Annotated in this window: 19 protein-coding genes; 15 read left to right on the plus strand and 4 right to left on the minus strand. The window is 66.1% G+C overall.

Annotated elements, in window-relative coordinates:
• Positions 1-130: 130 nt before the first annotated feature.
• From EBH09_RS11320 to EBH09_RS11340, 5 genes are all read left to right on the plus strand, one after another.
• The gene (locus EBH09_RS11320; protein WP_238697271.1) at positions 131-511 is read left to right on the plus strand and encodes a hypothetical protein; all 381 of its coding nucleotides are present in this window, start codon (positions 131-133) and stop codon (positions 509-511) included.
• Positions 512-662: 151 nt separating this feature from the next.
• Complete coding sequence (locus EBH09_RS11325; protein ID WP_121746865.1) at positions 663-1,022, plus strand: hypothetical protein; 360 nt, start codon at positions 663-665, stop codon at positions 1,020-1,022.
• 5 nt (positions 1,023-1,027) lie between these two features.
• Positions 1,028-2,329: a radical SAM protein gene (locus tag EBH09_RS11330; protein ID WP_121746866.1), complete on the plus strand. Its 1,302-nt coding sequence runs from the start codon at positions 1,028-1,030 to the stop codon at positions 2,327-2,329.
• Positions 2,326-3,231 carry a radical SAM protein gene (locus EBH09_RS11335; RefSeq protein ID WP_121746867.1) on the plus strand — a complete coding sequence of 302 codons (906 nt, stop codon included), beginning with the start codon at positions 2,326-2,328 and terminating at the stop codon, positions 3,229-3,231. Before EBH09_RS11330 ends, EBH09_RS11335 begins: the two co-directional genes overlap by 4 nt.
• A 34-nt stretch (positions 3,232-3,265) precedes the next feature.
• On the plus strand, positions 3,266-4,036 hold the full coding sequence (locus tag EBH09_RS11340; protein WP_121746868.1) for a hypothetical protein: 771 nt from the start codon (positions 3,266-3,268) through the stop codon (positions 4,034-4,036).
• Between the two features lie 58 nt (positions 4,037-4,094).
• Here EBH09_RS11340 and aspS read toward each other — a convergent pair whose 3' ends face one another.
• Positions 4,095-5,405 (minus strand): aspartate--tRNA(Asn) ligase, encoded by a 1,311-nt coding sequence (aspS, locus tag EBH09_RS11345; protein WP_073751581.1) that lies wholly within the window; start codon positions 5,403-5,405, stop codon positions 4,095-4,097.
• Positions 5,406-5,746: 341 nt separating this feature from the next.
• On the opposite strand from aspS, the gene EBH09_RS11350 reads away from it, so the two are divergent.
• The 3 genes from EBH09_RS11350 (at position 5,747) to EBH09_RS11360 (ending at position 8,745) form a co-directional block, all read left to right on the plus strand.
• Positions 5,747-6,229: a GNAT family N-acetyltransferase gene (locus EBH09_RS11350; protein ID WP_202977427.1), complete on the plus strand. Its 483-nt coding sequence runs from the start codon at positions 5,747-5,749 to the stop codon at positions 6,227-6,229.
• A 92-nt stretch (positions 6,230-6,321) separates the two neighbouring features.
• Positions 6,322-7,176 carry a hypothetical protein gene (locus EBH09_RS11355; RefSeq protein WP_073752968.1) on the plus strand — a complete coding sequence of 285 codons (855 nt, stop codon included), beginning with the start codon at positions 6,322-6,324 and terminating at the stop codon, positions 7,174-7,176.
• Positions 7,177-7,218: 42 nt separating this feature from the next.
• Positions 7,219-8,745: an amino acid permease gene (locus EBH09_RS11360; protein ID WP_238697272.1), complete on the plus strand. Its 1,527-nt coding sequence runs from the start codon at positions 7,219-7,221 to the stop codon at positions 8,743-8,745.
• 590 nt (positions 8,746-9,335) lie between these two features.
• Here the strand turns inward: EBH09_RS11360 and EBH09_RS11365 are convergent.
• The gene (locus EBH09_RS11365; protein ID WP_121746869.1) at positions 9,336-10,190 is read right to left on the minus strand and encodes a GNAT family N-acetyltransferase; all 855 of its coding nucleotides are present in this window, start codon (positions 10,188-10,190) and stop codon (positions 9,336-9,338) included.
• A 197-nt stretch (positions 10,191-10,387) separates the two neighbouring features.
• Between EBH09_RS11365 and EBH09_RS37495 the strand changes: the two genes are divergently transcribed.
• The 5 genes from EBH09_RS37495 to EBH09_RS11390 all read left to right on the plus strand — a co-directional run bounded on the left by EBH09_RS37495 (position 10,388) and on the right by EBH09_RS11390 (position 19,692).
• A complete protein-coding gene (locus EBH09_RS37495; RefSeq protein ID WP_153182631.1) occupies positions 10,388-12,811 on the plus strand; it encodes a hypothetical protein in 2,424 nt (807 codons plus the stop codon).
• Between the two features lie 214 nt (positions 12,812-13,025).
• Positions 13,026-16,517, plus strand: a complete 3,492-nt coding sequence (locus EBH09_RS11375) for a hypothetical protein (RefSeq protein WP_121746871.1) — start codon at positions 13,026-13,028, stop codon at positions 16,515-16,517.
• A 64-nt stretch (positions 16,518-16,581) separates the two neighbouring features.
• Positions 16,582-18,450 (plus strand): hypothetical protein, encoded by a 1,869-nt coding sequence (locus EBH09_RS37500; protein WP_153182632.1) that lies wholly within the window; start codon positions 16,582-16,584, stop codon positions 18,448-18,450.
• Positions 18,426-19,253 carry a phospholipase D-like domain-containing protein gene (locus EBH09_RS11385; RefSeq protein ID WP_121746873.1) on the plus strand — a complete coding sequence of 276 codons (828 nt, stop codon included), beginning with the start codon at positions 18,426-18,428 and terminating at the stop codon, positions 19,251-19,253. The genes EBH09_RS37500 and EBH09_RS11385 overlap by 25 nt, the downstream gene beginning before the upstream one ends.
• Positions 19,254-19,503: 250 nt before the next feature.
• Positions 19,504-19,692 (plus strand): hypothetical protein, encoded by a 189-nt coding sequence (locus tag EBH09_RS11390; RefSeq protein ID WP_031070153.1) that lies wholly within the window; start codon positions 19,504-19,506, stop codon positions 19,690-19,692.
• Here EBH09_RS11390 and EBH09_RS11395 read toward each other — a convergent pair.
• Both EBH09_RS11395 and EBH09_RS11400 read right to left on the minus strand, forming a co-directional pair.
• Complete coding sequence (locus EBH09_RS11395) at positions 19,669-20,475, minus strand: very short patch repair endonuclease (RefSeq protein ID WP_121747348.1); 807 nt, start codon at positions 20,473-20,475, stop codon at positions 19,669-19,671. The two genes, EBH09_RS11390 and EBH09_RS11395, sit on opposite strands and share 24 nt — an antisense overlap.
• A gap of 5 nt (positions 20,476-20,480) precedes the next feature.
• Positions 20,481-21,803 carry a DNA cytosine methyltransferase gene (locus EBH09_RS11400; RefSeq protein ID WP_121746874.1) on the minus strand — a complete coding sequence of 441 codons (1,323 nt, stop codon included), beginning with the start codon at positions 21,801-21,803 and terminating at the stop codon, positions 20,481-20,483.
• Between the two features lie 115 nt (positions 21,804-21,918).
• Between EBH09_RS11400 and EBH09_RS11405 the strand changes: the two genes are divergently transcribed.
• Positions 21,919-22,761 carry a GIY-YIG nuclease family protein gene (locus EBH09_RS11405; protein ID WP_121746875.1) on the plus strand — a complete coding sequence of 281 codons (843 nt, stop codon included), beginning with the start codon at positions 21,919-21,921 and terminating at the stop codon, positions 22,759-22,761.
• Positions 22,762-22,876: 115 nt separating this feature from the next.
• A complete protein-coding gene (locus tag EBH09_RS11410; protein ID WP_238697273.1) occupies positions 22,877-23,623 on the plus strand; it encodes an Eco29kI family restriction endonuclease in 747 nt (248 codons plus the stop codon).
• Positions 23,624-23,660: the final 37 nt, after the last annotated feature.

The raw sequence follows: 23,660 nt of genomic DNA on the forward strand, positions 1-23,660 counted from the left end.
GGCCTGAATTGGGTGCGGACAGTTTGTCCGCGCACACCCGCCTCCAGAGTGGAATGGTCCTCTCACACTCAGTTGTGAGGGGGCCTTTCCTATGTCGGACGCGATCCCGACCACTCGACTGCCAAGGTGGATGCCTCTCGGCAGCGAGCCGGAGTTGTGTCCCGCCGGCACGTGGTGGGACGCCATCCGTGCACCCGAACATCTGGGCCGCAGGGCCGTAGAACTCATCGAGGAGCAAGGGCTCCCTGTGGGCTCCGTCGTCCTCGACGACGGCGGCCGTGAGCCGCGCATGTACTTCCTGACGCCGGTCGGCACCGCTGAACGGTGGGAGGAACAGGGCACTGTCGCGTTGGGACCGTCCTGCCACGTCCTGGTCCCGTCGGCGAAACGGACGTCCGGCCCCGGTCTCCACTGGTACCGGCTGCCCACCGGCCCCCGTGCCGTGATCTCACCTGCCGGGCTTCACCGCGCCCTGATCAAGGCGCGCCGGGAGCGCGAAGGCCCCCATTAGGACTCGCTCTGCGGCCCGAACTCCTCCCCGTGGGAGCTGCCGCAGAGCGGCTAGGCGCCGCCCCACCCACTCCCCGTGGGGCGGCACCCGCCGGTCTCCGGCGGATGCAAGTGATTGTTCCAGCACGTCCGACACACAGAGAGGATCAACCGTGCCTCAAGCCAGGCGAGAGAAGAAGGATCACCTGATCTACGCGGACGTCGTGGACTCCAAGTCCAAGGCGGGCGTGTGGATGGGTGAGCGGGCCTCCTTCCAGGAGAAGCAGGGCCGCATCATCGAGGCGCTCAAGGAGCAGACCGACTGGGTCGAGCTGAAAGACGCGATCATGGTCATCGGCACCGACCCCGCCGGCATCACGGTCATCGCCCCCAACCCGACCCTGCCGGGCGTGATCGTCCTCGCCGACGGTGGCTCCCCGGCCACCTCGGCGAAGCTCCAGGCCACCGCGGAGGAGAAGGTCCGCGCGGTCATGGGCGAGCTCGGGATCGCCGAAGAGGAAACGGCGGCCTGAGCAACATGGCCGTCCCCCGGATGCTGTGGGGGAAGTACTTCCAGTACGAGCGGGACGGGGAAGCAGTTCTCCTCGACCCGGTCGAGCTGGACAGTGTGTTCATCGACTCCGGCGAGGTCCACGACCTCGCCGGGGTCCCCCCGACCGCGACTCATGAAGCCCTCGCAGGGCTCGGCTTCACCTCCGACGGCCCCGTGGCCGACCGGCGAGAAGCACTCCGTAACCGTCTTCGACTCCTTGGGCTCGACGCCACACCTCACCGCATCAGCGGTCTGCGCGTAGTGCTCACCGACCGCTGCAACATGGCCTGCACGTACTGCTTCGTCGATACGAACACCGGCAAGCCGGACATGACGAAGGAGGAGCTGTCGGAGGGCCTGGAGTTCCTGTTCGAGCAGAACGCCGGCCAGGAAGAGGTGTCCATCCAGTGGTTCGGCGGCGAGCCGACGATCCGCTTCGACCTCATGCAGTACGGCGACCAGTTCGCAGACACCCTCGCCGACCGCTACGGCGTTGCAAGGGTCCGGCGCACGGTCGTCACCAACGGGGCCCGTCTGACCGACGAAGCCCTCGACCACTTCGTCGCGTACGAGTACGGGGTCGGCATCTCCATCGACGGCCCCCCGGGTATCAATTCCGCCCACCGCCTCCTGCTCGGCGGAAAGCCCGCTGACGACCGCATTCGCCGCAACGTCAGCCGATTCGTCGAAGCGGAGGGGCTGCACGTGGGCTGCAACCTCACCCCGACGGCCGCGAACATCGGGCGCTTGGCCGAAACGGTCCGGTGGATCATCGATGACCTCGGGCTGAAGTTCATCTACGTCAACACGCCCATCCCGACTGCGGGCCGCTGGCAGGTAAAGGGCGCAGACCTGGCTCAGGAGCTCTACGAGGCCCGCTTGGCCGCCCTGGGTCGCGGCGGAATGCTGTTCTCTGTCCTCGATCGCGCCTTCCAGGCCCTCGACACCCGTCGGCCGATGCTGTTCGACCACATGCAGGGGGACCGCAGTCTGAACGCCGCCCTGCTGCCCGGCAACCGGGTCAGCCTGTGCGACATCAACTTCACCGAGCCGTCATTCCTGCACACCCTGGACGAGTTGCGTGCTGATCCAGGACAACTGGCTGGTGTGGCGAAGAACGTCGCGCCCATCCCCGAGTGCGGGAACTGCCCGGCGCTCGCCATCTGCGGCGGCCCCTCCCGCAACGAACAGGCCCTCGTCGGAGGCACCAGCCCTGATCCCGAGATGTGCGCGTTCTACACGAGCACCGTGGAGATCGCCGTGTGGGACAACACGGGGGTGCAATGAGCGTCCAAGTCCGTACGGCGCTGGTCTCCACGGCCGGGCACTGCAAGGTGGCCTGCGGCTTCTGCTTCCGCGCTGACCGAGCTCACGGCTTTCTCGACACCGCGACGTACACACGCACACTGTCGCGGCTGCGGGAAGCCGGCGTAGAGGGCGTATGTCTGACGGGTGGCGAGCCCACCCATCATCCGCAGCTCAGGCAGCTTGTACGGCTGGCGCACCAGTTCGGCATGTCGGTGTCGATGGTGACCTCGGCTCGCTCCGTGGCCGAGGTCATCGCCCTCTCCCACGTGACCCACCTACTGAGCAACGTGACCGTGTCCGCCGACTCACAAGGCGCGATGCTGCTGGGACGCACGACCCGCACAGCGGCCTCGGGCATCGCCACGCTACGCGCCATCAGCACCGAGACGAAGATCCTCCACGTCACCTGCTGGGGCCTGAGCGACGATGAGTGCCAGGAGCTGGCCGACCTCGTGTCCGAGGCAGGCGTGGAGGTCCAGTTCAGCCCCGTCGTCCTCGACGAGCGCGCCTTGCGCCGGGACGGCAAGTCGGTCCAGGACTATCTGGTACAGCAGCATCTGGACGCCGACGTGCTGAGCCGCTACTTCAACCTGTCCGATCGGTACCGGGCCTACCTCGGCGAGCTCCGGGATCTACAACTGCCACCGACGGGGGGCGAGCGGTGGTCGTGCCGCTCGGCGACCGCGTACGTGTCCGCGGACGGTCACATACGGCGCTGTCCCTACGGCCAGGCATCAGTCAGCGTCGATGCACCTCGGGCCAGCATCAGACAGTTCCTGACCGATCCGGCGCAGGACCGCGTGACCCCGGACTGCGCTGCAATCTGCCGCTCCTCCGCCGCACCCGACGACCGCACGGCGTCGTGCGCCGCGCCGGCGTGAACGGTGCTACGTACACGACTCCATGGACCGCCCTATGACGATCACGACACCGGACGACTTCACACATCGGTGGCGGCAACCACCGAACTTCTCCTTGGAGGTCGCCTTCGACTACACGTTCCTGCCCGCCATCGACGTCCTCGACCACATCCGCCGGGACGCGGAAGTGCGCTTCACGATCCTCGGGGACGACGATTGGCAGGTGCGCATGGACCGCACCGCCGCCTTCTGCACCGCCCCGCTCGAAGAGATCGTCACGTGGCCGTTCCGGCTGGTGCACTTCAACCTCAGCCGCTTCTACGACGACCTTCTGCACGGCTTCCAGGACGAGGTAATGATCCCCTGGCGCGCCCATCTGTCCGCCCAGGGTTTCACCTGGCAGCGCCTGGCTCCGATCCTCTTCCTGTCCACCGAAGGCGCGTCCTCGACGTACCACAACGACAACTCGCACGGCCTGGTCTGGCAGGTGCATGGCACCAAGACGTTCCACAGCTACCTCACACCCGACAAGCACCTCTCAGCCGAGGCCGCGGTGATCGGCGAGACGACGGGTGAGGAGCCGCCCGAGCATGACGCGGCCGACCGCCAGTCGGTCGTCATGCGGCCCGGCGACCAGTTGTGGAGCCATGCCCTGACCCCCCACTGGGTCACCACCGAGTCGTCGCTCGCCATGAGCGTCACCCTCTCCCACGGCGGCCTGTGCCACCAGGGCCGCTTCTCCGACCGGGAGTTGGCACTGCGGGCCTACTGGGACAAGAACCCTGCCGAGGCGTGGACGCATGACCTGCGCAGCGTCCGCTACTGAGACCGCGTCCCACGACACGAGGCATCGGCCCGTGTCGTGGGACGCGCCCATCAGCCGGTTACGGCGTGAGACGGTTCGGTCCGCGGAAGAGGAAGGTGGCCTCGCGGATCGACTCCAGACCGAGGAGCACCATCAGCACCCGACCGAGGCCCATGCCCAGGCCACCGTGCGGCGGGCAGCCGTACCGGAACGCGTTCAGGTAGTCCTGCAACGGCTCTGGGCTCATGCCCTTCTCGGCGGCCTGCTTCAGCAGCACGTCATACCGGTGCTCGCGCTGTGCGCCGGTGGTGACCTCCAGCCCCTTCCACAGCAGGTCGAAGCTCAGAGTCACACTCGGGTCGTCGGCCGGCCGCATGTGGTAGAAGGGCCGGATGCTCACCGGGTAGTGCGTGATGAACACGAACTCGTGCCCGGTGGCCTCCTGGATGTGGGCGCTGATGCTGCGCTCGCCCTCCGGGTCCAGGTCCTCCTTGATCCCTTCCGGGTCCCACCCTCCCTTGCGCAGGATCTCGTGCGCCTCGGCCATGGTGATGCGAGGGAAGGGCGTCGTCGGGACAGTGATCTCCACACCGAAGTGCTCTCGGATGGCCTCACCGTGGGAGTCGGCGACCTTCGCGATCGCGTGGGCGAGCATCTGCTCCTCGAACGCCATCACGTCCTCGACGCCGTCGATCCAGGCGAGCTCGACGTCGACGCCGGTGAACTCGGTGGCGTGCCTGGAGGTGAACGATGGCTCGGCACGGAAGACGGGGCCGATCTCGAAGACCTTCTCGATGCCAGCCGAGATTGCCATCTGCTTGTAGAACTGCGGCGACTGCGCCAGGTAGGCGCTGCGGCCGAAGTAGCCGAGCTTGAAGACCTCCGCTCCGGATTCCGAGGCCGTTCCCATGAGCTTGGGGGTGTGCATCTCCGTGGCGCCCTGCGCGTAGGCGTACTCGCGCATCCCCTGTTCCAGGGTGGTCTGCACGGCGAACATCAGCTGTGTGGCGGTCCGACGGCGCACGTCCAGGAAGCGCCAGTCCAGCCGATGCTCAATGCCGGTGTGCTCGTCGATCGGCAGGGGCGTAGCGGCCAGGTTCAGGACCTCGACCGACTCAGGGACGAGTTCCAGGCCGCCGAGCTTGACCTGCTCGGCGTCGACGACACGGCCGGTGATCTTGACTGCGGACTCGGGGGTGAGAGCTTCGAGCTGGGCCTCAAGCGGCCCGTCGTCACGCTTGTGGGTCACCTGCACCATGCCGGTGCTGTCCCGCACGATGACGAACTGCATCTTGCGCTGCAGGCGCAGGGTGTTTACCCACCCGCAGACAGTGACGGTACGGCCGACGTGTTCTCGCAGGTCAGAGACGTGTACGCGGCTTTGGATCATTGCGGTCCTCCGAAGGACATCGTCATGATCCCTTGGGAGTGCGGGCGAGAAGGGCAACTCGCGGTGCCACCGCACTTTCGCCGCCACAGCGTGGCGGCCTCATTCGGGCCCGCTGACGGGGGCCAACCGGCGGGGCATTGGACCACCGAACGGGGTCGTTCCTCCCCGCGCTCAGGAGGGTCTTCGCCTCGGGGCGCGAGGCCGCCTTTCCAGCTTCCGGCGGCTCTCTCGACTCGCGTGATCCCGGGCTACTCGTCTCCATCAACGCGTTGTCCAGCAGGATACGGATCTCACGGGCACCGCCGCAATCAAGAACACACTTCTGAACGGGAGGAACGGCTGTGAGCGTGCCCGTGCGACGGGCGGTGGCCGCCGACGCCGGGGAATTGGCCCGCCTGCGCCAGCTATCGCTGACCTGCCCGGCGGTGCCTTGGAGCAGGCCCCGGGATGTACCGGACGGGCCGTGGGTCAAGGAGTGCCAGCAGGTGTTCGCTGCCATGCTCGATGGCCCGGACACGGCCGCCGCGTTCGTGGTGGATGCGGCTCCCGGCCGCGTGGCGTCCTGTGCGGTGGGGTTTCTTCTACCTCGACTTCCTGGCCCAGGGAGCAGCAAGCCGTTCAACGGTGACATCAGCACCGTCGCCACCGATCCCGAGTTCCGCAGGCGGGGCTATGCCCGGGCAGTGGTGACGGCCCTGATGGGCTGGATGGCCGTGCGCGGCTGCAAGCGCATCAGCCTCACGGCCAGCCCAGAGGGAGAGCCGCTCTATACGTCGCTCGGGTTCGTGTATGACGAACCTCGGATGACCTGGCGGGTCCAGTGATTGCCCGGCACCGGAGCGACCAGAGCGTCCCGCTCGATCAGCACCCGGCGCGCGACGACGTCGCGCTGCGGCCGGCGGTGGAGGACGCCGCTATGGGCCGTTGGGAGGGGGCACGGGATCTGCTGGCGGCGACCGGCACGGACTGGGACCGCCGGATCTTCCGCCTTCAGGTACTCGCCGAGGCCGGAGCCCGCCTACGGTTCGCCGACACCTGGGCAAGGGCCGAACCGCGCTCGCCCCACGCACTCGCCCTCCTGGCCAACGTTCAGGCCCTCCGGGCCATGATCGCCGGGCCAGGCAGCAGCGGTCGGGGCCTGATGGAGGAAGCCTGGGCCACCTGTCGCGCGACCCTGGAAACGTGGCCGGAGGACGTGGCGCCGCTGGTCGTGATGCTCGCGCTGCTCCGCACCCACGCCCCGAACCGAAAGACCCTGAACGCGGTGTGGGACGAGATCATCAAGCGCGACCGATGGAATCGCGAGGCGCACCACGAGGTCGTGACCTTCCTGCTCCCCCGCTACCACGGAGAGCAGGGCGAGGCGATGTGGTGGGCCGAGGAGCAGGCGGCCATCGCCCCTCAAGGGCTGCCGATCGCGGTTCTGCCACTCGTGGTGATCGCCGAGGCCCACCGGACCCGCCAGGAGCAGGACCGCGACGCTTACGGGCTCACCATCCATCCATGGGTCGACTGCCCGCAGATCGACCACGTGCTGGAGGGCTGGTGGCGCTACCGCGCCCCGCGACCGCACGCCTGCTTCGCGGATGACGCCAACTACCTGGCTCACGCCCTGTCGTTCGCGAACCGTCACAGCGAGGCCCTGGAGGTCTTCGACGCGATCGGCCCGTACGCCACACAAGTCCCCTGGTCGTACTGCGGACAGGCCCGCGATCTATTCCTGCGGCACCGCGCCTGGGCCTACAGCCCACCTCGGCGCCGACGCCGCTGAACCCTCGAACTACCCCTTAAACGAACGAAGGACGGAAATCCCGTGCCCCTCGATGTCTCTCGCGTCTCTGACGAGGAACGCCTGAAGCAACTCGGCTACCAGCAGACGCTCTCCCGCTCCATGTCGGGCCGCGCCAACTTCGGCGTCAGCTTCACGATCATCTCCATCCTGTCCGGCTGCATGACCCTCTACGGCTACGGAATGAACACCGGCGGGCCAGCGGTGATTATGTGGGGCTGGCTGTTCGTCGGCTTCATGACGCTCTTCGTCGGGCTGTCCATGGCGGAGGTCTGCTCCTCCTACCCCACCAGCGCGGGCCTGTACTTCTGGGCGCACCGCATGGCGCCCGCAAGAACGGCCGCGGCATGGGCGTGGTTCACCGGGTGGTTCAACACCCTGGGCCAGATAGCCGTGACCGCAGGCATCGACTTCGGCGCCGCCACCTTCCTCAACGCCCTACTGGACCTGCAATTCGGCTACGCCGCCACGCCCGGCCACACCATCACGCTGTTCGGGATCATCCTCGCCCTGCACGGCGTACTGAACACCTTCGGCGTGCGCATCGTCGCCTTCCTCAACGAGGTGTCCATCTGGTGGCACATCCTCGGCGTCGTCGTCATCTGCGGCGCCCTAGTGCTCATCCCTGACCACCATCAGTCGACCAGCTTCGTATTCGGCGAGTTCGTCAACAACACCGGCTTCTCGTCGAGCGTCTACGTGGTGCTCATCGGACTGCTCATGGCCCAGTACACGTTCACCGGCTACGACGCCTCCGCCCACATGACCGAGGAGACCATCGACGCCTCCACCGCCGGCCCCAAGGGCATCGTCCGCTCGATCCTCGTCTCCCTCGCCGCCGGCTTCGTCCTGCTGTTCGGCTTCACCTACGCCATCCACTCCTACTCGGGCGCGCTCGAGTCGACCACCGGGGTGCCACCGGCGCAGATCCTGATGGACGCCCTTGGCGCGGTGGCCGGCAAGTGGCTGCTGCTGGTCATCATCATCGCCCAGCTCTTCTGCGGCATGGCCTCAGTGACCGCCAACTCCCGAATGATCTACGCCTTCTCCCGCGACGGCGCGCTCCCCTTCTCCAGGACGTGGCACAAGCTCAACCCGGCCACTCGCACTCCCACGAACGCCGTCTGGCTCGCGACCGGTGGGGCCTTCGCGCTCGGCCTGCCCTATCTGTGGAACAGCACCGCGTACGCGGCCGTCACCTCGATCGCCACCATCGGTCTCTACATCGCCTACGTGATCCCCACCTTCCTCCGGCTGCGCCAGGGCGACAGGTTCGAGCGCGGCCCCTGGCACCTCGGCTCCTGGTCCACCGTCGTCGGCACGATCGCCATCGCATGGGTCTTGGTAATCACCGTGCTGTTCATGCTGCCGCAGACGTCACCAATCACCGCGCAAAACTTCAACTACGCGCCCATCGCCGTCGGCGTCGTCGTCGGCTTCTGCGGCGCCTGGTGGCTCATCTCGGCCCGCCGTTGGTTCCTCAAGCCGGCGCACTCTCGCGGCTCTGGTCTCAGCCGGGAAGCTCGCGGACAGGAGGCCCACCGCCGATAGACCCCGTCCGACAACCCGGGCCCCCAGCGTCGCGGTCAGCTCGTACGAGTAGTTTGTGCGCAGCGTGCGGACACGAGAGACGGCCTTCAAGCAGACGCACACCGCGACGCTCAGCCAGCTGGTCACAAACGACTAACCCGTAAATGATCTACGAATGTGAGCAGGCTGCGTTTCACAGGCGCGGCAAGCCTTCGAAGTCATGCCACCCTCGGCTCACCACCGTGCCACCCCTCGTCTGTGGATCTGCGGAGGCACCGGGCCCTGTTGCTAACGCGGACCAATGGCTGGGTCCATCCCCGCGTGCCGATGGGCCCCTCAGGGCAGCGATCGGCACGCAGGCAACAGCGTTCGCCAGTCACGGAGTGCCGCCACGCCGATACCCGACCTACAAGCGTCCGCCGGCCGAGCCAGGACATCGTCAGCCACGCCGACAAGGTCTTCGATCTGCCCATCCTGCCCCACGGACCGCGTGGTGCAGGCGGACATTGTCCAGGTGCTGCGGTTTCGAGGCGGCGCGCCAGCCACGTGTTCGCTGCGCTGCCCTGCCCGCAGCCCTCCGGAGTTCTTCGACGGCTCTCCGGCGCGGCACATTAAAAGTCGTACACCGCGAAGTCGGCGATCGGGCGGTACCCGATCCGCTGGTAGAGGCCATTGCTGGTGGGGTTGGCCAGGTCCGCGAACAGCAGGACCTCCGCCGCGCCAGCGGATAGCGCGGCCCGGCTCACCTCGGCTGTCACGGCGCCCGCATAACCGCGGCCACGCAGGTGGGCCGGGGTATAGACGGGAGCCACCCGGATCTGGCCCGCGACCATGGGGGTCCTGCCCGCCATGGAGACGGGGGTACCGTCCGGGGTTTCCCACAGCGTGACGCGTTCGTCGGCGATGCGCGAGTCCGCCCATGAGCTGTTGTCCGTAGGAGGGGTTCCTCCGATGGCGGTGACAAACTCCCGGTGCCAGAGCATGAGTTGCTCGCGGTCCTCCTCGCCCGCGACTCGCCCCCGGCCCTCAGGGAACGGCTCCGGCGGCGTGAGCGTGCCCAGGCCGTACAGACGCTCCTGCTCGTGCAGCGTCGGTCTCGCGCCCGTGTGCCGCTGCCAAGCCTCGGCGAAGGAGGCGGCGGTGTCGTGGTCCGCGTTGACGCCGGGGAGGGTGTGGCCGAGGTCGGCTAGGTGGGCAGCGAGGCTGTCGGCCTCTTCGGGGGTGAGGGGTGTGACGGTCAGGCGGCGGGGCGGGGTACGGAAGATGGTCGCGCGAACCTCGCACGCCCGCTCCAGCAAGCCGAAGATGGGTGCTTCGGAGCCGTACGCGTCCGTCCCCCGCGTACGCAGTGCCTCGGTCACCGTCAGTGGGACGGTGTGCAGGGCGGGACGCGAGTGCAGGAAGTCCCCGGCTCGAGCGAGAAAGTCGTCGAGGTCTTCGGTGAGGTGCCAGTCATCCGGGCGCATGCCTCATGTTCCCTCGTGCTGTAGGCAGTGCGCCTGCAGTTTTCCGTTGAGGAGAGAGCGGTGTTGGTGCCGGCTGCACCGCTCGGCGGTGTCGCTGGACCACGACGACTGAGCGGGCTGGATTGTCGCCCTCAACGGTGCAATATGAAAAGGTTGTTTGCCCACATTTGGTGCGCGGAGACCACTACGGTATCGGCATGGTTAGCGCGGTCGACCCGGTGATGGCGGGTGATCACGGCGGTCTTGCGGGAGCGGTGACTCGTGGCGTCCTCAAACGAGGTACAGGCGGGCGAGCCCTACCCTTTTCGCCAACGGGGTTGGACGTAGAGCTTCTCAGAGCGGTTGAGGCTGCGGCCGCCAGCCTCGTCCCGATCGCTATAGTCCTTCCGCTTCCGGGCACGGCGGCTCCTTTGCTGCTCGGCGCCGCCGCGCTCATTGGGGCGGTGATGCGCGAGCGATCACTCACGTCCCAGGCGGCTGTGGTGTCTCCGCATCTGGCTTCCCGCATTCTCTACGACCAGCTGTTCTTTAAGGATCAGCGCCTGGCTGACTACATACCCCGCACAGCGGTCAGTGTCGACGGTCGACCCCGAGTCGTCGGCAAGCCACGTCGCGATGCTGGTGGGCGTCTTCACCTTGTCAGTGATCTATCTCGCCTATCCGGCTGGGCGGCGTGTCTTTCGGGAATCGCTGTCGATGGCGCGGCTGTCGCTCCCGGCGAGCTCCGGAAGTTCCTCGTGACCTACGCGACTGTGCCGCTCGTCTATCTCACCGCCGACCCTGGCGACCCGGGGCTGGAACACGTACGGGAAGCGGACGGGGTCGTTTGGGGCTGGGACGCCGGGAGCCTCGTGGCCGCGCTCGACCGTGATGTTCCATCCCAGTACGCGAACGCTGGTCCACTTGTCACCAGCGCGGCGGTGTTGCGGCATGCCTCGCGGTCGGAGGTTGTCGTCGTGGCTCCGGCGGAAGGCGAGACGTCTACTTTGGACACCGCGCTGAGTGCTCTGTGGGAACGCATCGCGCGCCTGAGCGCCGTCAGCGGTGTGGAGTCCTCAATAACACAGGGCCATGGACTGCGCTGGGCACGAGGACTGTTCAACACGTTGTCGATGCTCCCTATATCGCCAGCCAGATACGACAAACACACTGGACACGGCCCCTATGCCGTCCGTCTCGGCGAGGCCGTATCAACGGCCAGGGCACTCGCTCGACATACCGGTCGAGAGGCCGCCGGCCACTGGTTCGGGGTCGCCGACGCCCTTTCCAACGCATTGGTGGCGGCGGCACGTGAGGAACGGCTGACACATCTCATTCGCTGGGCTGCCACGTGTGTGTCTGAAGGACGACGATCGCTCCTGCTCGTCCGCAACTCGGCCGCGCGAGTGGCCTTGGTCGACGCCATGAACGAGGCGCTGGAGACGCCGCTCGGCTGGGACGACTGGGTCAGAGTAGCCACCATGGCCGAACTCGTGGCTGGACGGCTCGACACGTCCGATGTACGCGAGATCCGGGTCCCGGGGCCATTGCCGCGTGCCCGAGCGGGACTGCTGGCGCTACCGCCCGTCCCTCTGCTGTCCGTGCTGACGACCGGCCCCTTCGAATGCCAGCGGGCACTGCGACAGGCTAGGTGGGCACGTTCGGCGTTGAGGAGTATCCGTGAGGAGACGACGACGTGTTCAGCACCACGCCTGTCCTTGGTGACCGCCTCCAATAGACGCCTTCCTGAGACGGACGTGCGGCTCCTCGCTGGGGAAGTCGAGGTTCTGCCGATGTCCTGGCCGCGGTTGCCCGGCGACACTGGCCAGTGGGACCCGTTCGACGCGCGCATCCCAGAGTTGTTACGGCGGGTCGTCGATGAACGTGGCCCAGGGCGCGACGAGGATGACGCGCCAGCCCCCACTCGCGTCGTCGGCGGCTTGGCCCAGGCGGAAGTGCCGGTCCTGGCCTTCGAGTTGTACGGCGGGGATCGCGAAGGGCTGCTCTTTGCCGCCCCCAACGACGTGCTGACACGGCGGAGAGGGATGGAGCTGCAAAGAGTCGCCGCCAAGTCGCTTCTCGCAGGGGATGTCATCTTCCTGGTCGATCACGACGCACGACGCGACCTTCTCGGTGCGGTCATTGGAAAGCTGTCGGAGACAGCCACGTACGCCCCGTTGGCGGTACTGGTCGACTTTTGGCACCGCAGAGCGAGGCTCGTCGCGCGGTCCGGAATGACATATCGCGACATACTCCGCCGAATGCACGGCACGTCGATCACCTCGGAGCAGGCGATTGGCTCATGGGTGAGAGGAGAGGTCAACGGCCCGCAGGATCCGGCCGATGTACGGCGGTTCGCCCTCGCCGTGCAGGACCGGGTACTGCTCGCACAGGCGGAGAGAGTCGGCTGGGCGTTGAAGACGCTGCAGATCGTGCACCGTAAGGCGGGACGCTGGTTGTCCTCCCAAATCAGCGGGGCCGACCCGCGCCCCAACGAGACGCTGATCGACGTGAACCTGGGGCTCCGTGTCTCGGATCTGCTGGATAGCGTGACGGCGCATACCGTCGGGGCGGTCGATCGAAGCGCGCGCACCGTCGCGGCGCACGAGGTGGGGCGCCTGCTCCCTCGAACAGACGAGTGAGCGCGTCGCTCAACTGGCTTAAAAGGCACACTAGTTAGGGCCGTTCGGGCGGCAGCGGTCAGTGCATCGCGCTAAAGTGTCGCCCATCTAAAGCCGCGCAGTCACGCACTTAGCTCTTCCTCGACTTAAACCACATGAGGGTCACGCGAGGGGGTCTCCCCCCGGACGGGCCAACCGGCTATACGCCTACCGTTCACAACACAGGAGCTTCGCCATGTCGGCATTCCCTCATGGCCGTGCGTCCGCACCGGCCAATACGCCTGCCCAGCGATACGACGCCCTGCTCGCGAGCCTCTCGCGCCGCGTCGTCAGTCAGGCTGTAGGCACTTCAATCCCTAGCGGCACCCGCCTCTTCGACCAGCCTCAGAAGCGCCTGTGGCTCGGCATGCTCGCGAGCGAGGCGAAGATGATCCAGGAGACGAACGCCGGTTTTCGCGGCCTCCAGATCACCCCTCCCGCGCAAGGTTTCACCTTCCGTGTACGGAGGTTGCCAAGCGAGCTGACCGTCGAGGTCAGCGCGTCCGCCTTCCTCGCGCTGCACCCAACGGTCGACGAGCAACGCGCGTCTATGGCAACAGAGGCGAGTACGCACGGGTCCGACGTGGCTGATGGGCTTGGCTCCGCGGCGGCGGACCACGCCCGCGATGTCCCCGCCACCGCTCGTTCGCCGCGAACACGAGTGTCCACCTTTGGGAACGGCCAGACTCCGGGATACCCGCTGGCTCAGGTGTGGACGAAGATCTCGATGACCCCGGTCAAGGTCACGATTCCCCTGGTCTCAGGCGAGGCGCGTTCGGTTCGGGCGGGGGAGAGCGAGATCGCTACGGCGATGCGCTCGGCGACGGCGCGACATCAGCGGGAGCTCTACCGGCAGCGCCTGGCCGGCCCGCCCGTTGGCTCCCTGCCACGCGATCACGACCTTATCGACGAACGAACGTGGGCCTCCTACGAAGCTCAGAACTTGTTGGCTCCCGGTGACCTCACTCCACCTGAGCATCGGGCCGCTGTCGAGGTCGAGGTGAGGCCCGTAGACGGCTTCTACGAGATTTTCGTCGCCGTCGTGAACACCACGCCCGCTCCGCGAGATCAGTTGGTCGACGGCAATCGGCCCTACGACGAGGCATACCTGGACACTCGCCTCTACGAGGTCGTCCTCTCGGCGACCGTGGACGCGCCCGTCGTACCGTACGAGCTGGAGCAGGTAGCCCAGTCGCATCGTTACGAGCGAACGGTCTCGGCCTTCGGACACGCCTCTCCGGTCACGTGCGAGACACGCGGGGAACGTACGGTCCTGAGTACGGAGTTCGCGGCTGAACAACCGACCTGGCGCGCGCATCCCAGGACGAAGTCCAAGGACGCCGACGGACGAGAGACCCTGATTGACACTACCTTCGACTCGCTCATCGCGGATCCGATCGGGACAGTCGCGAGACTCGTGGATCTCCTTGACGTGTGGGTTGAGGACAATTGGGGCATGTCCGCTCTCAATGCCCTCCACAAGGCCCGCGGTTGGAACGACGACGCGCGCGCCGAGGCGGAGGGGGCCGCTCTGGAAGCCCGAGCGGAGGCCAGCTGGGTCCGCGCTGGGCTCGAGACCCTACGCACCAACCCCGATGTGCTGGCCGCCTTCGTGGCGGCGAACAAGGTGGTCAAAGCTGCCGCGGCGAACGAGTACACGGCCTGGCGACCCTTCCAGATCGCCTGGATCGTCGGCTGCCTCCCCGGCATGGTCGACCCCAGGAAGCACCGCGAGGTCAACATCGTCTGGTTCCAGACGGGTGGTGGCAAGTCGGAGGCCTACCTCGGATTGATGCTGGTCACTCTGTTCTACGGCAGGTACACCGGCGTCACGCGCGGGACGCAGGTGTGGGCTCGCTTCCCCCTGCGCCTGCTGGCCCTCCAGCAGACAGAGCGATTCGCGAAGATGGTGCTGCACGCGGAGGTCCTGCGGCGGCAAGACCCACGCATTCGCCACACGGGGGCGTTCGGTATCGGTTACTTCGTTGGTGGCGGCAACACACCGAACAAGCTGTACAAACCTGGCAACAACAGCTACCACGGGCCTGATCCCACGTCACCTGAGACAGCGGAGGCCTGTCGGGTGCTGGACGACTGCCCGCTGTGCCGCTGCCCGCTCGCGGTGCGGTGGGACGATCCCAGTCACACCATGCGTCACATTTGCGAGAACGACGACTGCCGGCTCTCGGGGGTGTTGCCGGTGTGGGGCGTCGACGACGACATCTATCGCCGGGCACCCGCTGTCCTTGTGGGCACCGTAGACAAACTCGCGCAACTCGGACAGAATCAAGCGTTCCAGATCTTGCTCGGGCGGCCTCACTCCGTCTGCCCCAAGCACGGATACTCCTCCAATCCCAACTGGTGTGCGGTGTACGGGTGCCGTGAGAACCGGCTCCCCGTGCCGAAGGGATTCGGGCATGTGCGTCTGGAGATCGCGGACGAGCTCCACTTGCTCGATGAGAGCCTTGGCGCTCTCGACGGCATGTACGAGTCACTACTCCAAAAGATCAGCGAGCACCTGAACAATGATCCGTTCCAGATCGTTGGGGCCACCGCGACGATCGAGGGATACAAGAACCAGGTGCGCCACCTCTACGACCGGGACGCGAGGCGCTTCCCCGTCAACGGTCCGGAGGCGGGAGAGACATTCTGGTCCACCACCGAGATTGGCGATCCCCTGCGCCGCTACCTTGGCGTGCGCTCACGGGCGAGCACGATGGTCACCGCCACCCGAGAGGTCGCCGTCGTGCACGACCAGTGGGTACGTGACCTGTGCGCCAATCCCAAGAGCGTCGTTGCGGAAGCCGGCCTGGACGCCAACGACCCCGACATCGTCGAAGAGGCTCGAAAGGCCGGCGAAGACCTCTACGAGGTGCTGGTCACCTACTGTCTGCGCAATGAGGACCTGACGAGCTTCACCCGGGACCCCGCGGTGAGTGACCTCCTAGTCAGCCGTGACAACCTCGTGATCATCAACGGCGACGCCAGTCCCTCGGCCATTCGCGGGGCGGTTACCCGGCTGGTTGAACGTCCTGAGGACGAATCCGAGCGTGTCAAGATCATCGCTGCCACGAAGGCGATCGGGCATGGATTCGACGTCTCACGACTCGGCGTCATGGCCGTCATGGGAACCCCGACTCAGGCCTCCGAGATCATCCAAGCGTCCGCGCGTGTCGGGCGACGACACCCGGGCCTGGTCGTGAACGTGATCAACCCGAGTCGCGACCGGGACGCCAGCGTCTTTCGCTACTACCCCGAGTGGATCAGGTACCTGGACCGGCTCGTCCACAAGGTTCCCGTCAACCGCGAATCGGTACCCGTACTCAAGCGAGTCTTGCCAGGCGGATTGATGGCGTGGCTGCTCCAGGTGCTCGACCGTGCCTGGATTACGGGAGCGCCGAGGCGACGCTCGTTGGCGGATTCCACGGCCTTCCGTGACGCCGTGAACGCCGGCTTCATCGACAAGAAGCTGCTCGTCTCGCTTCTGCGTCACGGTTTCGGCATCAACGACACCAGCGTCTACCACCGCATGCACCGGCAGGCCATCGATTCTTGGGTGGACGAACACCTGACCACGGTCCCACTGCGGGCGGAGGCTGGTGACAGGCTGCCCACCTTGTTGAACCCGTCCGTGCCCCGGTCTCTCCGGGATATCGAGGAACCTCTGATCATCTACGGCGAGTTGTAGTCAGCCGCGCAAGCCAGCGTGCCGCACCAGCCGTTCTCAATCACGTCTCTCCAGAGAGTCCGTCATGGCCTTCGAACAGCTCAGTCGCAGTAATATTCAAGCCCTCTGGCGCTACATGCCCGGCCAGCCATACAACTGGTCCTCCAAGGGATCGGTCGTCGGCCAGCCACCCCGACAGGTGACCGCCCTCGATGTGCCCGAGGGTTGGGTCGCTCCGCAACTCACTCGTCTCCTCCTACCGTTCGCCTCCGCAGCGAAGGGTGGCTCCAGGTCGGGATCTGAACTGCACGCGATCGATCGCGGACAGTTCAGGCTCGTGAAGGCGGAGGACCTGCGTGCCACGCGTTTCCCCAACACCTTTATCTGCCGTGCGTGTGGCCTCCTCAAGACCGTCCGGGCGAGTGACCCGGCGCCGGCCTGCTCGGTACCCAGCCACGGGGTTATGGCCCAATTCTCCTGGGGTGAGGTGCATGAGTGTGGCCACCTGAAGGAGCTCTCGGTGCCGCGGTGTGCCTCCGGTTGCCAGGGCACGATGCGGCTCTGCAACACCCGCGACTTGAACACGTATCGCTGGTACTGGATGTGCGGTCGTTGCCAAAGGCGCTCCGACCAGCCGATCGTCAAGTGGTGTTCTACCTGTCGCGAGGGTCGCCCCCAGGTGATGCGTGTGCCACAGACGTCGGCCTACTACCCACAGCAGATCACGGTCATCAACCCGCCGACTCGGGGCAACTATGGTGCCCTGGCCCACAAGCGCGTGTACGCGGCCGCTGTGGCTCAGAGTCTTGGCCTCCTGCCCAAGGGCGCGGAAGGACTACGACGGGGAGGAGGCTCCACCGCCACGGGAGGCGCCGTGGAACAAGCACGCGAGATGGCCGCGACGCTCGGCCTGAAGACCGGCGACGATCTCTATAACCAACTCATCACTGAGGCCAAGAAGAAGGAGGGAGACGCGCCGGCGTGGGACGCACAGGTCGACTCCCTCGGACGGGACCCAGACACGATTGAGGAGTTCGGTGAGGAGTGCCGTCAACTTGGGCTGGCCTGGGACGCCAAGCCCCTGACGTCGCAGGAGCTGCTGGACGGCGACGAGGGAACTGAGCTTGAGCCCATCTACCGGCGGTACCGCAAGCTCTTCACCCACTACGGGTTCGCCGACGTGACCCTGCTGCGAGAGCTCCCGATCGCCTACATCGTCGCCGGATACACCAGGATCAGCAGCAAGGCGGTCGCGACGACCCGTCGCGGAACCCAGACTACGCAGCAGTTCCGATTCTTCCCCGCCGGCCGGGACAGCAAGTTCCCGATGTATGGCGTCCGTACGGAGACCGAGGGCTTGCTGTTCGAGCTGGACAAACTCGCCGTGGTGAAGTGGCTCGTCGACTCCGGTCTCGTCGCGGATCCAGGCGTGAGTACGCAGGAAGAGGCTCAGCGTTGGATCTTCTCGGTGGCCGACCCAGTAGTAGATGTCTTCAACGCCCCCGAGAACCCGATCAGCCGGGCGCTACTCGGCCTCGTCCACTCGATGGCGCATCGCACCATGAAAGCCATGGCCAGCAGGTGCGGCCTCAATGTCGATTCGCTGGCGGAGTACCTCTTCTCGGCGAATTGCGCCTATCTGATCTACGCGAACACTCGAAGCGAATTCACCCTTGGCGGGCTCGAGCATGTCTATCGCTTCGATCTCGAGGACGCGTTGCGTGAGTTGGACGCGGAGACCCGTTGCGTCTTCGACCCCCCGTGTCGACGGGACTTCGGTGGAGCGTGCGCCGCCTGCCTTCACATCTCCGAGGTCGCTTGCGCGAGATTCAACACCGTATTGGACCGCAACCTGCTCTTCGGCACGCTCCCGCTGTCCGCCTCCCCCGCGAGCACACCAGCCAAGTCTGGACGAAAGGAAGAGCCGCGGTGGCGCGGGTACTGGAGCCACTGAGACCTCTCGTCTCCCTTCTCCAGCAAGCGGCGGACCCTGTCCGCGTCGCGGCGGCCGCGGCCAGCCTCGCGGCCGCCGGCGCCACCGCGGCGAAAGTGATCGAGCAGGTCGCCAACGCGGTGACGGATCAACGCCTCGTGCCCCACGCCCTCGTCCACGCCGGCGTGCTCCGGGAAGACGGCCGCTTTACCGAGGCGGCACCGTTGCTTCTCGCGCAAGCCCACGCCATGGTCGCGATGTCAGTCGAGGACAACTGGGACTTGGTCTTGACCGTTCCGACCTTCTTGCGTGATCCACTGAACTCGATGTCCCGGGACAACGGCGGCCCGGGGCTTCCTCTCGATACGGAGCGTACGCTCCGCATGGTCGCTGAGAGTGCCAAGGACCGACTGGTGATGGCCGCGCCCTATCTGCACCCATCCTTCGTCTCCGCGCTGGCGCCCTCTCTGGCCGACCTGTTGGCGAATGGCGGAGGTGCCGTCGTGATCACGAGGGCGCTGGGCGTCTCGGCGCCACAGCGTTCCAACGCCAACGTCGACTCTGTGTCCATTCTGCGTGAGGCTGCGGGCGCGAACGATAGTCGCCTCAAGATCTGCTCGTGGGACGAAGCCGGCCTCGGTGTCCACTTCAAGGTCTTACTCGCGGACGAACATCTGGCGTACGTCGGCTCCGCCAACCTCACGCCCGGGGGTACTTCATCGCACGCCGAAGCGGGCGTGTTGCTACGAGGAAGACGGGTTAGGTCGGTCTCGCGCTGGCTCCATGCGGTGGCTGATGAGCTCATACGAAGGTCACTCGCGTAAGCCTCTTCAATGCCCTTCCGCAGGTCGCCCTTCTCGGGCAGGACCAGGACACCCAGGAGTCGGCGATGCCTGGGGCCCCATCTGGCCCCGGGCGCACGCGCTGTCGTGCGTCAGAGGCGCAGGAGCGGGGTGGAGCCGACCCCGCTACCCGAGAGGGCACTCATACGGTTCAAGGTCCACGACTCAAGTCAGGAAGGCGGGAGGCGAAGCGGTCGCGCGTGGCTGAGGACCGCGTGGCACACTCAGCCGCATGATCCGCGAACCAGCAGAGCTGACCGTCCAAGCGGACGGAACCGTTGAGTTGCCCATGGGCCTGTTGGCCGAGGCCGGCCTGAACCCGGGCTCCAAGGTGCTCGCCTTTAGCGACGCGGACGGCCGGATCGTGCTGCGCCGTTTTGAGGACTCGGTCGAGGACCTACTGGGTGGGCATGGTTTGTAGCCCTGCGCGTTCAGCCGTCGCGCGCTCCGGGCGAAGGACCGCGATGACTCGGTTGGCCGCGTCGACTGGGTCATCGTGCTCCCAGACGCGGATGACCGTCCAGCCAGCTTGACGCAGGAGGCTGTCAGTCTCGGCGTCTCGCTTGCGGTTTCCCTCGATCTTCTCGCGCCAGAAATCGATGTTCTTCGTGGCGGGTCGGTGGTGCTCCGGGCAGCCGTGCCAGAAGCAGCCATCGACGAAGACCGCGACACGCGCTTTGGGAAAGACGACGTCGGCCGTCCTGCGCAGTTGAGGCAGGGGCCTAATCCCCACGCGATAGCGCAGACCCGCCCGGTGCAGGAGGGAGCGCAGCCGGATCTCTGGTTTGGTGTCCCTGCCGCGGTTACCTCGCATCACAGACCGGACGGCCGGCGAAGTGGCCCATGACCGCTCGGGCGGCGACTCCTCGGCGAGGAGCCCGGCGTCCCTCGCCATCTCCCATGCCTGAGCCAGGTTGGCACCACGTGTTTCGTGCGCGACCTCGCCCACATACTCGGCGGGCGAGCGGCCCTTGTCGGACCACCGGAGGTAAGCCCGGATGCGCCGTGTCTTGGGGAGGACCTTCAGCTCGATGGAAGCGCGCGCGAAGCGGCCGTCGCCCAGGTCGACCATGCGCCGGTGTCGTCCACCAGCGGCACGGTCCTGCTCGGCCGCCAGCGCCTCACGGCTTCGTCCCTCTCGGCCCTTCCACGCGCGGGCGGGCGGCGGCTTGTCCTTCCATCGGCTTGGCTCGTTTGGTGCCATACCGGTCACCTACGGCTCTCCGCCTCGTCAAGGGCGGCGGCCACGGCCTTGGCGAAGACCTCGCCGAGCAGAACGGGGACGGCGTTGCCGAGTTGCCGCATCTTCTCTCCGCGAGGACCTTCCAGCTTGTGGTCATCCGGGAATGTCATGACGCGAGCGGTCTCTCGAACGGTCATGTAGCGGTGCTTGTACTTCCAGCCGTTAGGGGCTTCGGGGTCCGGCTCTCTGTCGTCCAGGAGCATGACCGATTCCCCACCGGGTACACCGTGCACGCCGGCCTTGACGGTCTTCGCTGGCCTGTCCAGCTCGTTGGGTGTGTGGCCGTCGTAGATACGGGCACCGGGCCAGCCGATGTGGTAGGTGAAGCCCCCCAAGTAGTGCTCCTTGCGGTCGAAGAGCTCCTCGGGGACGGGGGGTAGGGGCTTGTTGCCATCGATCCCGGCGATCGCGTCGCGAAGCGTCCGCCAGGGCTTCATCTCACCGTCCTCGTCCTGCGGCAGCTCCTGCGGCAGCCGCGCGTGGACGCGTTCCACAACGTGGTCCGGCACCTCCCGGATGGCTCGATGGCGCTTCCAGTAGGACCCGTCCAGCATGGATCGGATCAGTGCCGCTTCTGAGTACTGGGGACGCACGGCCCTCTTGAAAGCCTCGATATCGACGTTCAAGTCCGCCCGGAACGCGACGAGGATCACCCGATGCCTGATCTGGGGCACGCCATAGTCAGCGGCGTTCACCGGGGTCATGATGACCTCGTACCTCTCGGAAGGGTCGCGAGGCTCTTCCTCCCGGCGTCGCCTCAGGATCTCGTCGTGCTCCTCCCACGACGCGCCCTTCGCGCGTTCCTCGAAAGGCATTTCCAGCTCCCGCTGGATGTAGTCGAAGTACCGCTTGAACGAGGGGCGAAGCAACCCACGGACGTTCTCGCAGATCACGGCCTTGGGCCTGATCTGCCGAACCGCCCTGAACATCTGGGGGAACATGTTGCGCGCGTCCTCGGTACCCTTGTGGGCGCCCCCGAGGCTGAAGGGCTGACAGGGCGGACCGCCCGCGAGGACGTCGACCTCGGCGTCGCGCAGGTACTTCATGGACAGCTCTCGGACGTCACCCACGACCAAGGGGCAGGGCTCGCCGGGCGCGGGGATCCGTTCCTCGTCGCCACGGGGCTTGGCCCCGTTGGCCTCGAGGGTCTCGCCCGCTCGCTTGTCGAACTCGTTATAGAGGAGCGGACGGAAGCCCGCGCGCTGAACGCCCAGGGCCAAGCCGCCAGCGCCCGCGAACAGCTCAACGCTGGTGCGGTCCTTAGTTTGCTCTCCAAGCTGATCAGGCATGGCGAAAGCATACCGCGGAGTTGTCGATCTTGCTGCGGGTATGGCTAGAAGTTTCCCTTCACTTTGGTGATCGCGGATAGGGTGCCGGTGATCACTGGAGCGAAAGGACGCTTGGATGACGCCGGCAGTCGAGTCCGACGATGGGGCCAAGTACCACAGAGACTTCACTCTGAGCATCACCAAGGCCCTGGGCGATCAGCTCGCGGACGCGCTTGAGGGGCTGGACCGGGCTCCATTGACCGAGGACAGCATCGACGACCTCAAGGAGAAGCCCGGGGTCTACCAGCTCTACCTCAATGGCGAGTTCGTCTACGTGGGCAAGGCGGACAAATCGATACCCGTCAGGCTGCGTCAGCACTTCCGCAAGATCGGCGGACGTCGCGGCATCTCCCTGCGAGACGTGGAGTTCTCTTGCCTCTACGTCGCGGAGGACTTCTCCGCCCTCGCACCGGAACAGCTGCTCATCACGCACCACAAAGAAGCTGGCCAGATTCCATGGAACAATAACGGCTTCGGCAACAAGGACCCTGGTCGGAATCGTGACAGCACAGTCCTCAAGGCCAACCACTTCGACATGCTCTTCCCCATCGACCTGGAACGCACGGTCGATGGGCTCACACCAGGTGTCGTAACCCTTCAGAAGTTGCTGGATGAGGTGAAGGCTGGCCTTCCGTACAACTTCCGGTATCAGAAGTCGCCTCTCTTCAAGCAACGATTGGTGACGATCCCTGAAGCGAATATGACGGCGGACTCCGTCTTTAGATTGATCGCGACGGAGATACCAGACTCCTGGCAGATTGTCGCCCTGATGGGGTACGTGATCATGTACGACGACAGCCCCCGCGAGTACCCGAGTGCCTGGCACTACTACCGCGGCGCGGAGTCGTTCGAGACGGCGCCAGAGGCTGAGCCCCCCGGCCCTATCGATGAGGCCGAGGAAGCCGACGAGGACGCGTAGCCAACCAGTTCGAGCCCACAGCCGCCCCGGTAGCATGGGGCGTACACAGCGAGTAGCCACGCGAGCACTCGACGGCCACACGCGTCGACGGACGCTGCTCGCATCCGGAGCCCTCATGACCACGCCAAACACCCTGTCCTCTTGGGCTGAGGCCGAACCGCCTCCCGCTCCCCCACGGAGGAAGCCGAAGCCCGCCAGTTGGATGGATGGCGCCCAGCGGCACGAAGAGTACAACCCTCTCGACCTGGAAAACCTCGGCCGCAGCGTAGAGGCGCAATTGCTGCGCCGCCCGATCGAATCGCTGACTTCCATCGCGCCCACCCTCGGCGCCGGTGTCTACGCCATCTATTACTCGGGCCCTCATCCGCTCTACAAGCCGATCGTCGAGCCGTTTGGGGGCACCCCTATTTACGTAGGCCAAGCTCGCCGTGAGGGGGAACGCAAAGGCACAACAGATCCGAACGCGCCGACGCGCGCCCTCTTTGATCGACTAGAGGAGCATAAGGACTCCATAGAACAAGTCGCTCGGCTCGATAGTGATCTTGATATCAAGTTCTTTCACGCGCGTTACCTCGTAGCGATCGAAGCCTTCGTCAGCCTCGCGGAGCGCGTTATGATCCGGCACTATCGCCCTGTTTGGAACACTGTCGTCGACGGCTTCGGCAACCACAATCCGGGGGCCGGTCGCTTTGACAAACAGGCACGGCCCGCGTGGGATGATCTGCATCCGGGGCGCTGGTGGTCACATCCGAAGCGTATGAAGAAGCCAAGCACCCGGTCGCCCGAGCAATCGCGCCTATTGATCAAGGCGCACTTCATGGGCATTCCCGCACAGGACGCGAGCGAAGACACCACTCTCTGAAGACGGCTCACGCTGCGTCCGGACGGCGATGTTCAGG

Source organism: Streptomyces sp. E2N166 (genome assembly GCF_003671715.1).
In the GTDB taxonomy this organism is placed as follows: domain Bacteria; phylum Actinomycetota; class Actinomycetes; order Streptomycetales; family Streptomycetaceae; genus Streptomyces; species Streptomyces thinghirensis.

Coding starts and splice junctions, on each gene's coding strand:
- EBH09_RS11320 (WP_238697271.1), top strand. CDS start 131: ATGCCTCTCGGCAGCGAGCCGGAGTTGTGTCCCGCCGGCACGTGGTGG.
- EBH09_RS11330 (WP_121746866.1), top strand. CDS start 1,028: ATGGCCGTCCCCCGGATGCTGTGGGGGAAGTACTTCCAGTACGAGCGG.
- EBH09_RS11335 (WP_121746867.1), top strand. CDS start 2,326: ATGAGCGTCCAAGTCCGTACGGCGCTGGTCTCCACGGCCGGGCACTGC.
- EBH09_RS11340 (WP_121746868.1), top strand. CDS start 3,266: ATGACGATCACGACACCGGACGACTTCACACATCGGTGGCGGCAACCA.
- aspS (WP_073751581.1), bottom strand. CDS start 5,405: ATGATCCAAAGCCGCGTACACGTCTCTGACCTGCGAGAACACGTCGGC.
- EBH09_RS11355 (WP_073752968.1), top strand. CDS start 6,322: ATGGGCCGTTGGGAGGGGGCACGGGATCTGCTGGCGGCGACCGGCACG.
- EBH09_RS11365 (WP_121746869.1), bottom strand. CDS start 10,190: ATGCGCCCGGATGACTGGCACCTCACCGAAGACCTCGACGACTTTCTC.
- EBH09_RS37495 (WP_153182631.1), top strand. CDS start 10,388: ATGGTTAGCGCGGTCGACCCGGTGATGGCGGGTGATCACGGCGGTCTT.
- EBH09_RS11375 (WP_121746871.1), top strand. CDS start 13,026: ATGTCGGCATTCCCTCATGGCCGTGCGTCCGCACCGGCCAATACGCCT.
- EBH09_RS37500 (WP_153182632.1), top strand. CDS start 16,582: ATGGCCTTCGAACAGCTCAGTCGCAGTAATATTCAAGCCCTCTGGCGC.
- EBH09_RS11390 (WP_031070153.1), top strand. CDS start 19,504: ATGATCCGCGAACCAGCAGAGCTGACCGTCCAAGCGGACGGAACCGTT.
- EBH09_RS11395 (WP_121747348.1), bottom strand. CDS start 20,475: ATGGCACCAAACGAGCCAAGCCGATGGAAGGACAAGCCGCCGCCCGCC.
- EBH09_RS11400 (WP_121746874.1), bottom strand. CDS start 21,803: ATGCCTGATCAGCTTGGAGAGCAAACTAAGGACCGCACCAGCGTTGAG.
- EBH09_RS11405 (WP_121746875.1), top strand. CDS start 21,919: ATGACGCCGGCAGTCGAGTCCGACGATGGGGCCAAGTACCACAGAGAC.
- EBH09_RS11410 (WP_238697273.1), top strand. CDS start 22,877: ATGACCACGCCAAACACCCTGTCCTCTTGGGCTGAGGCCGAACCGCCT.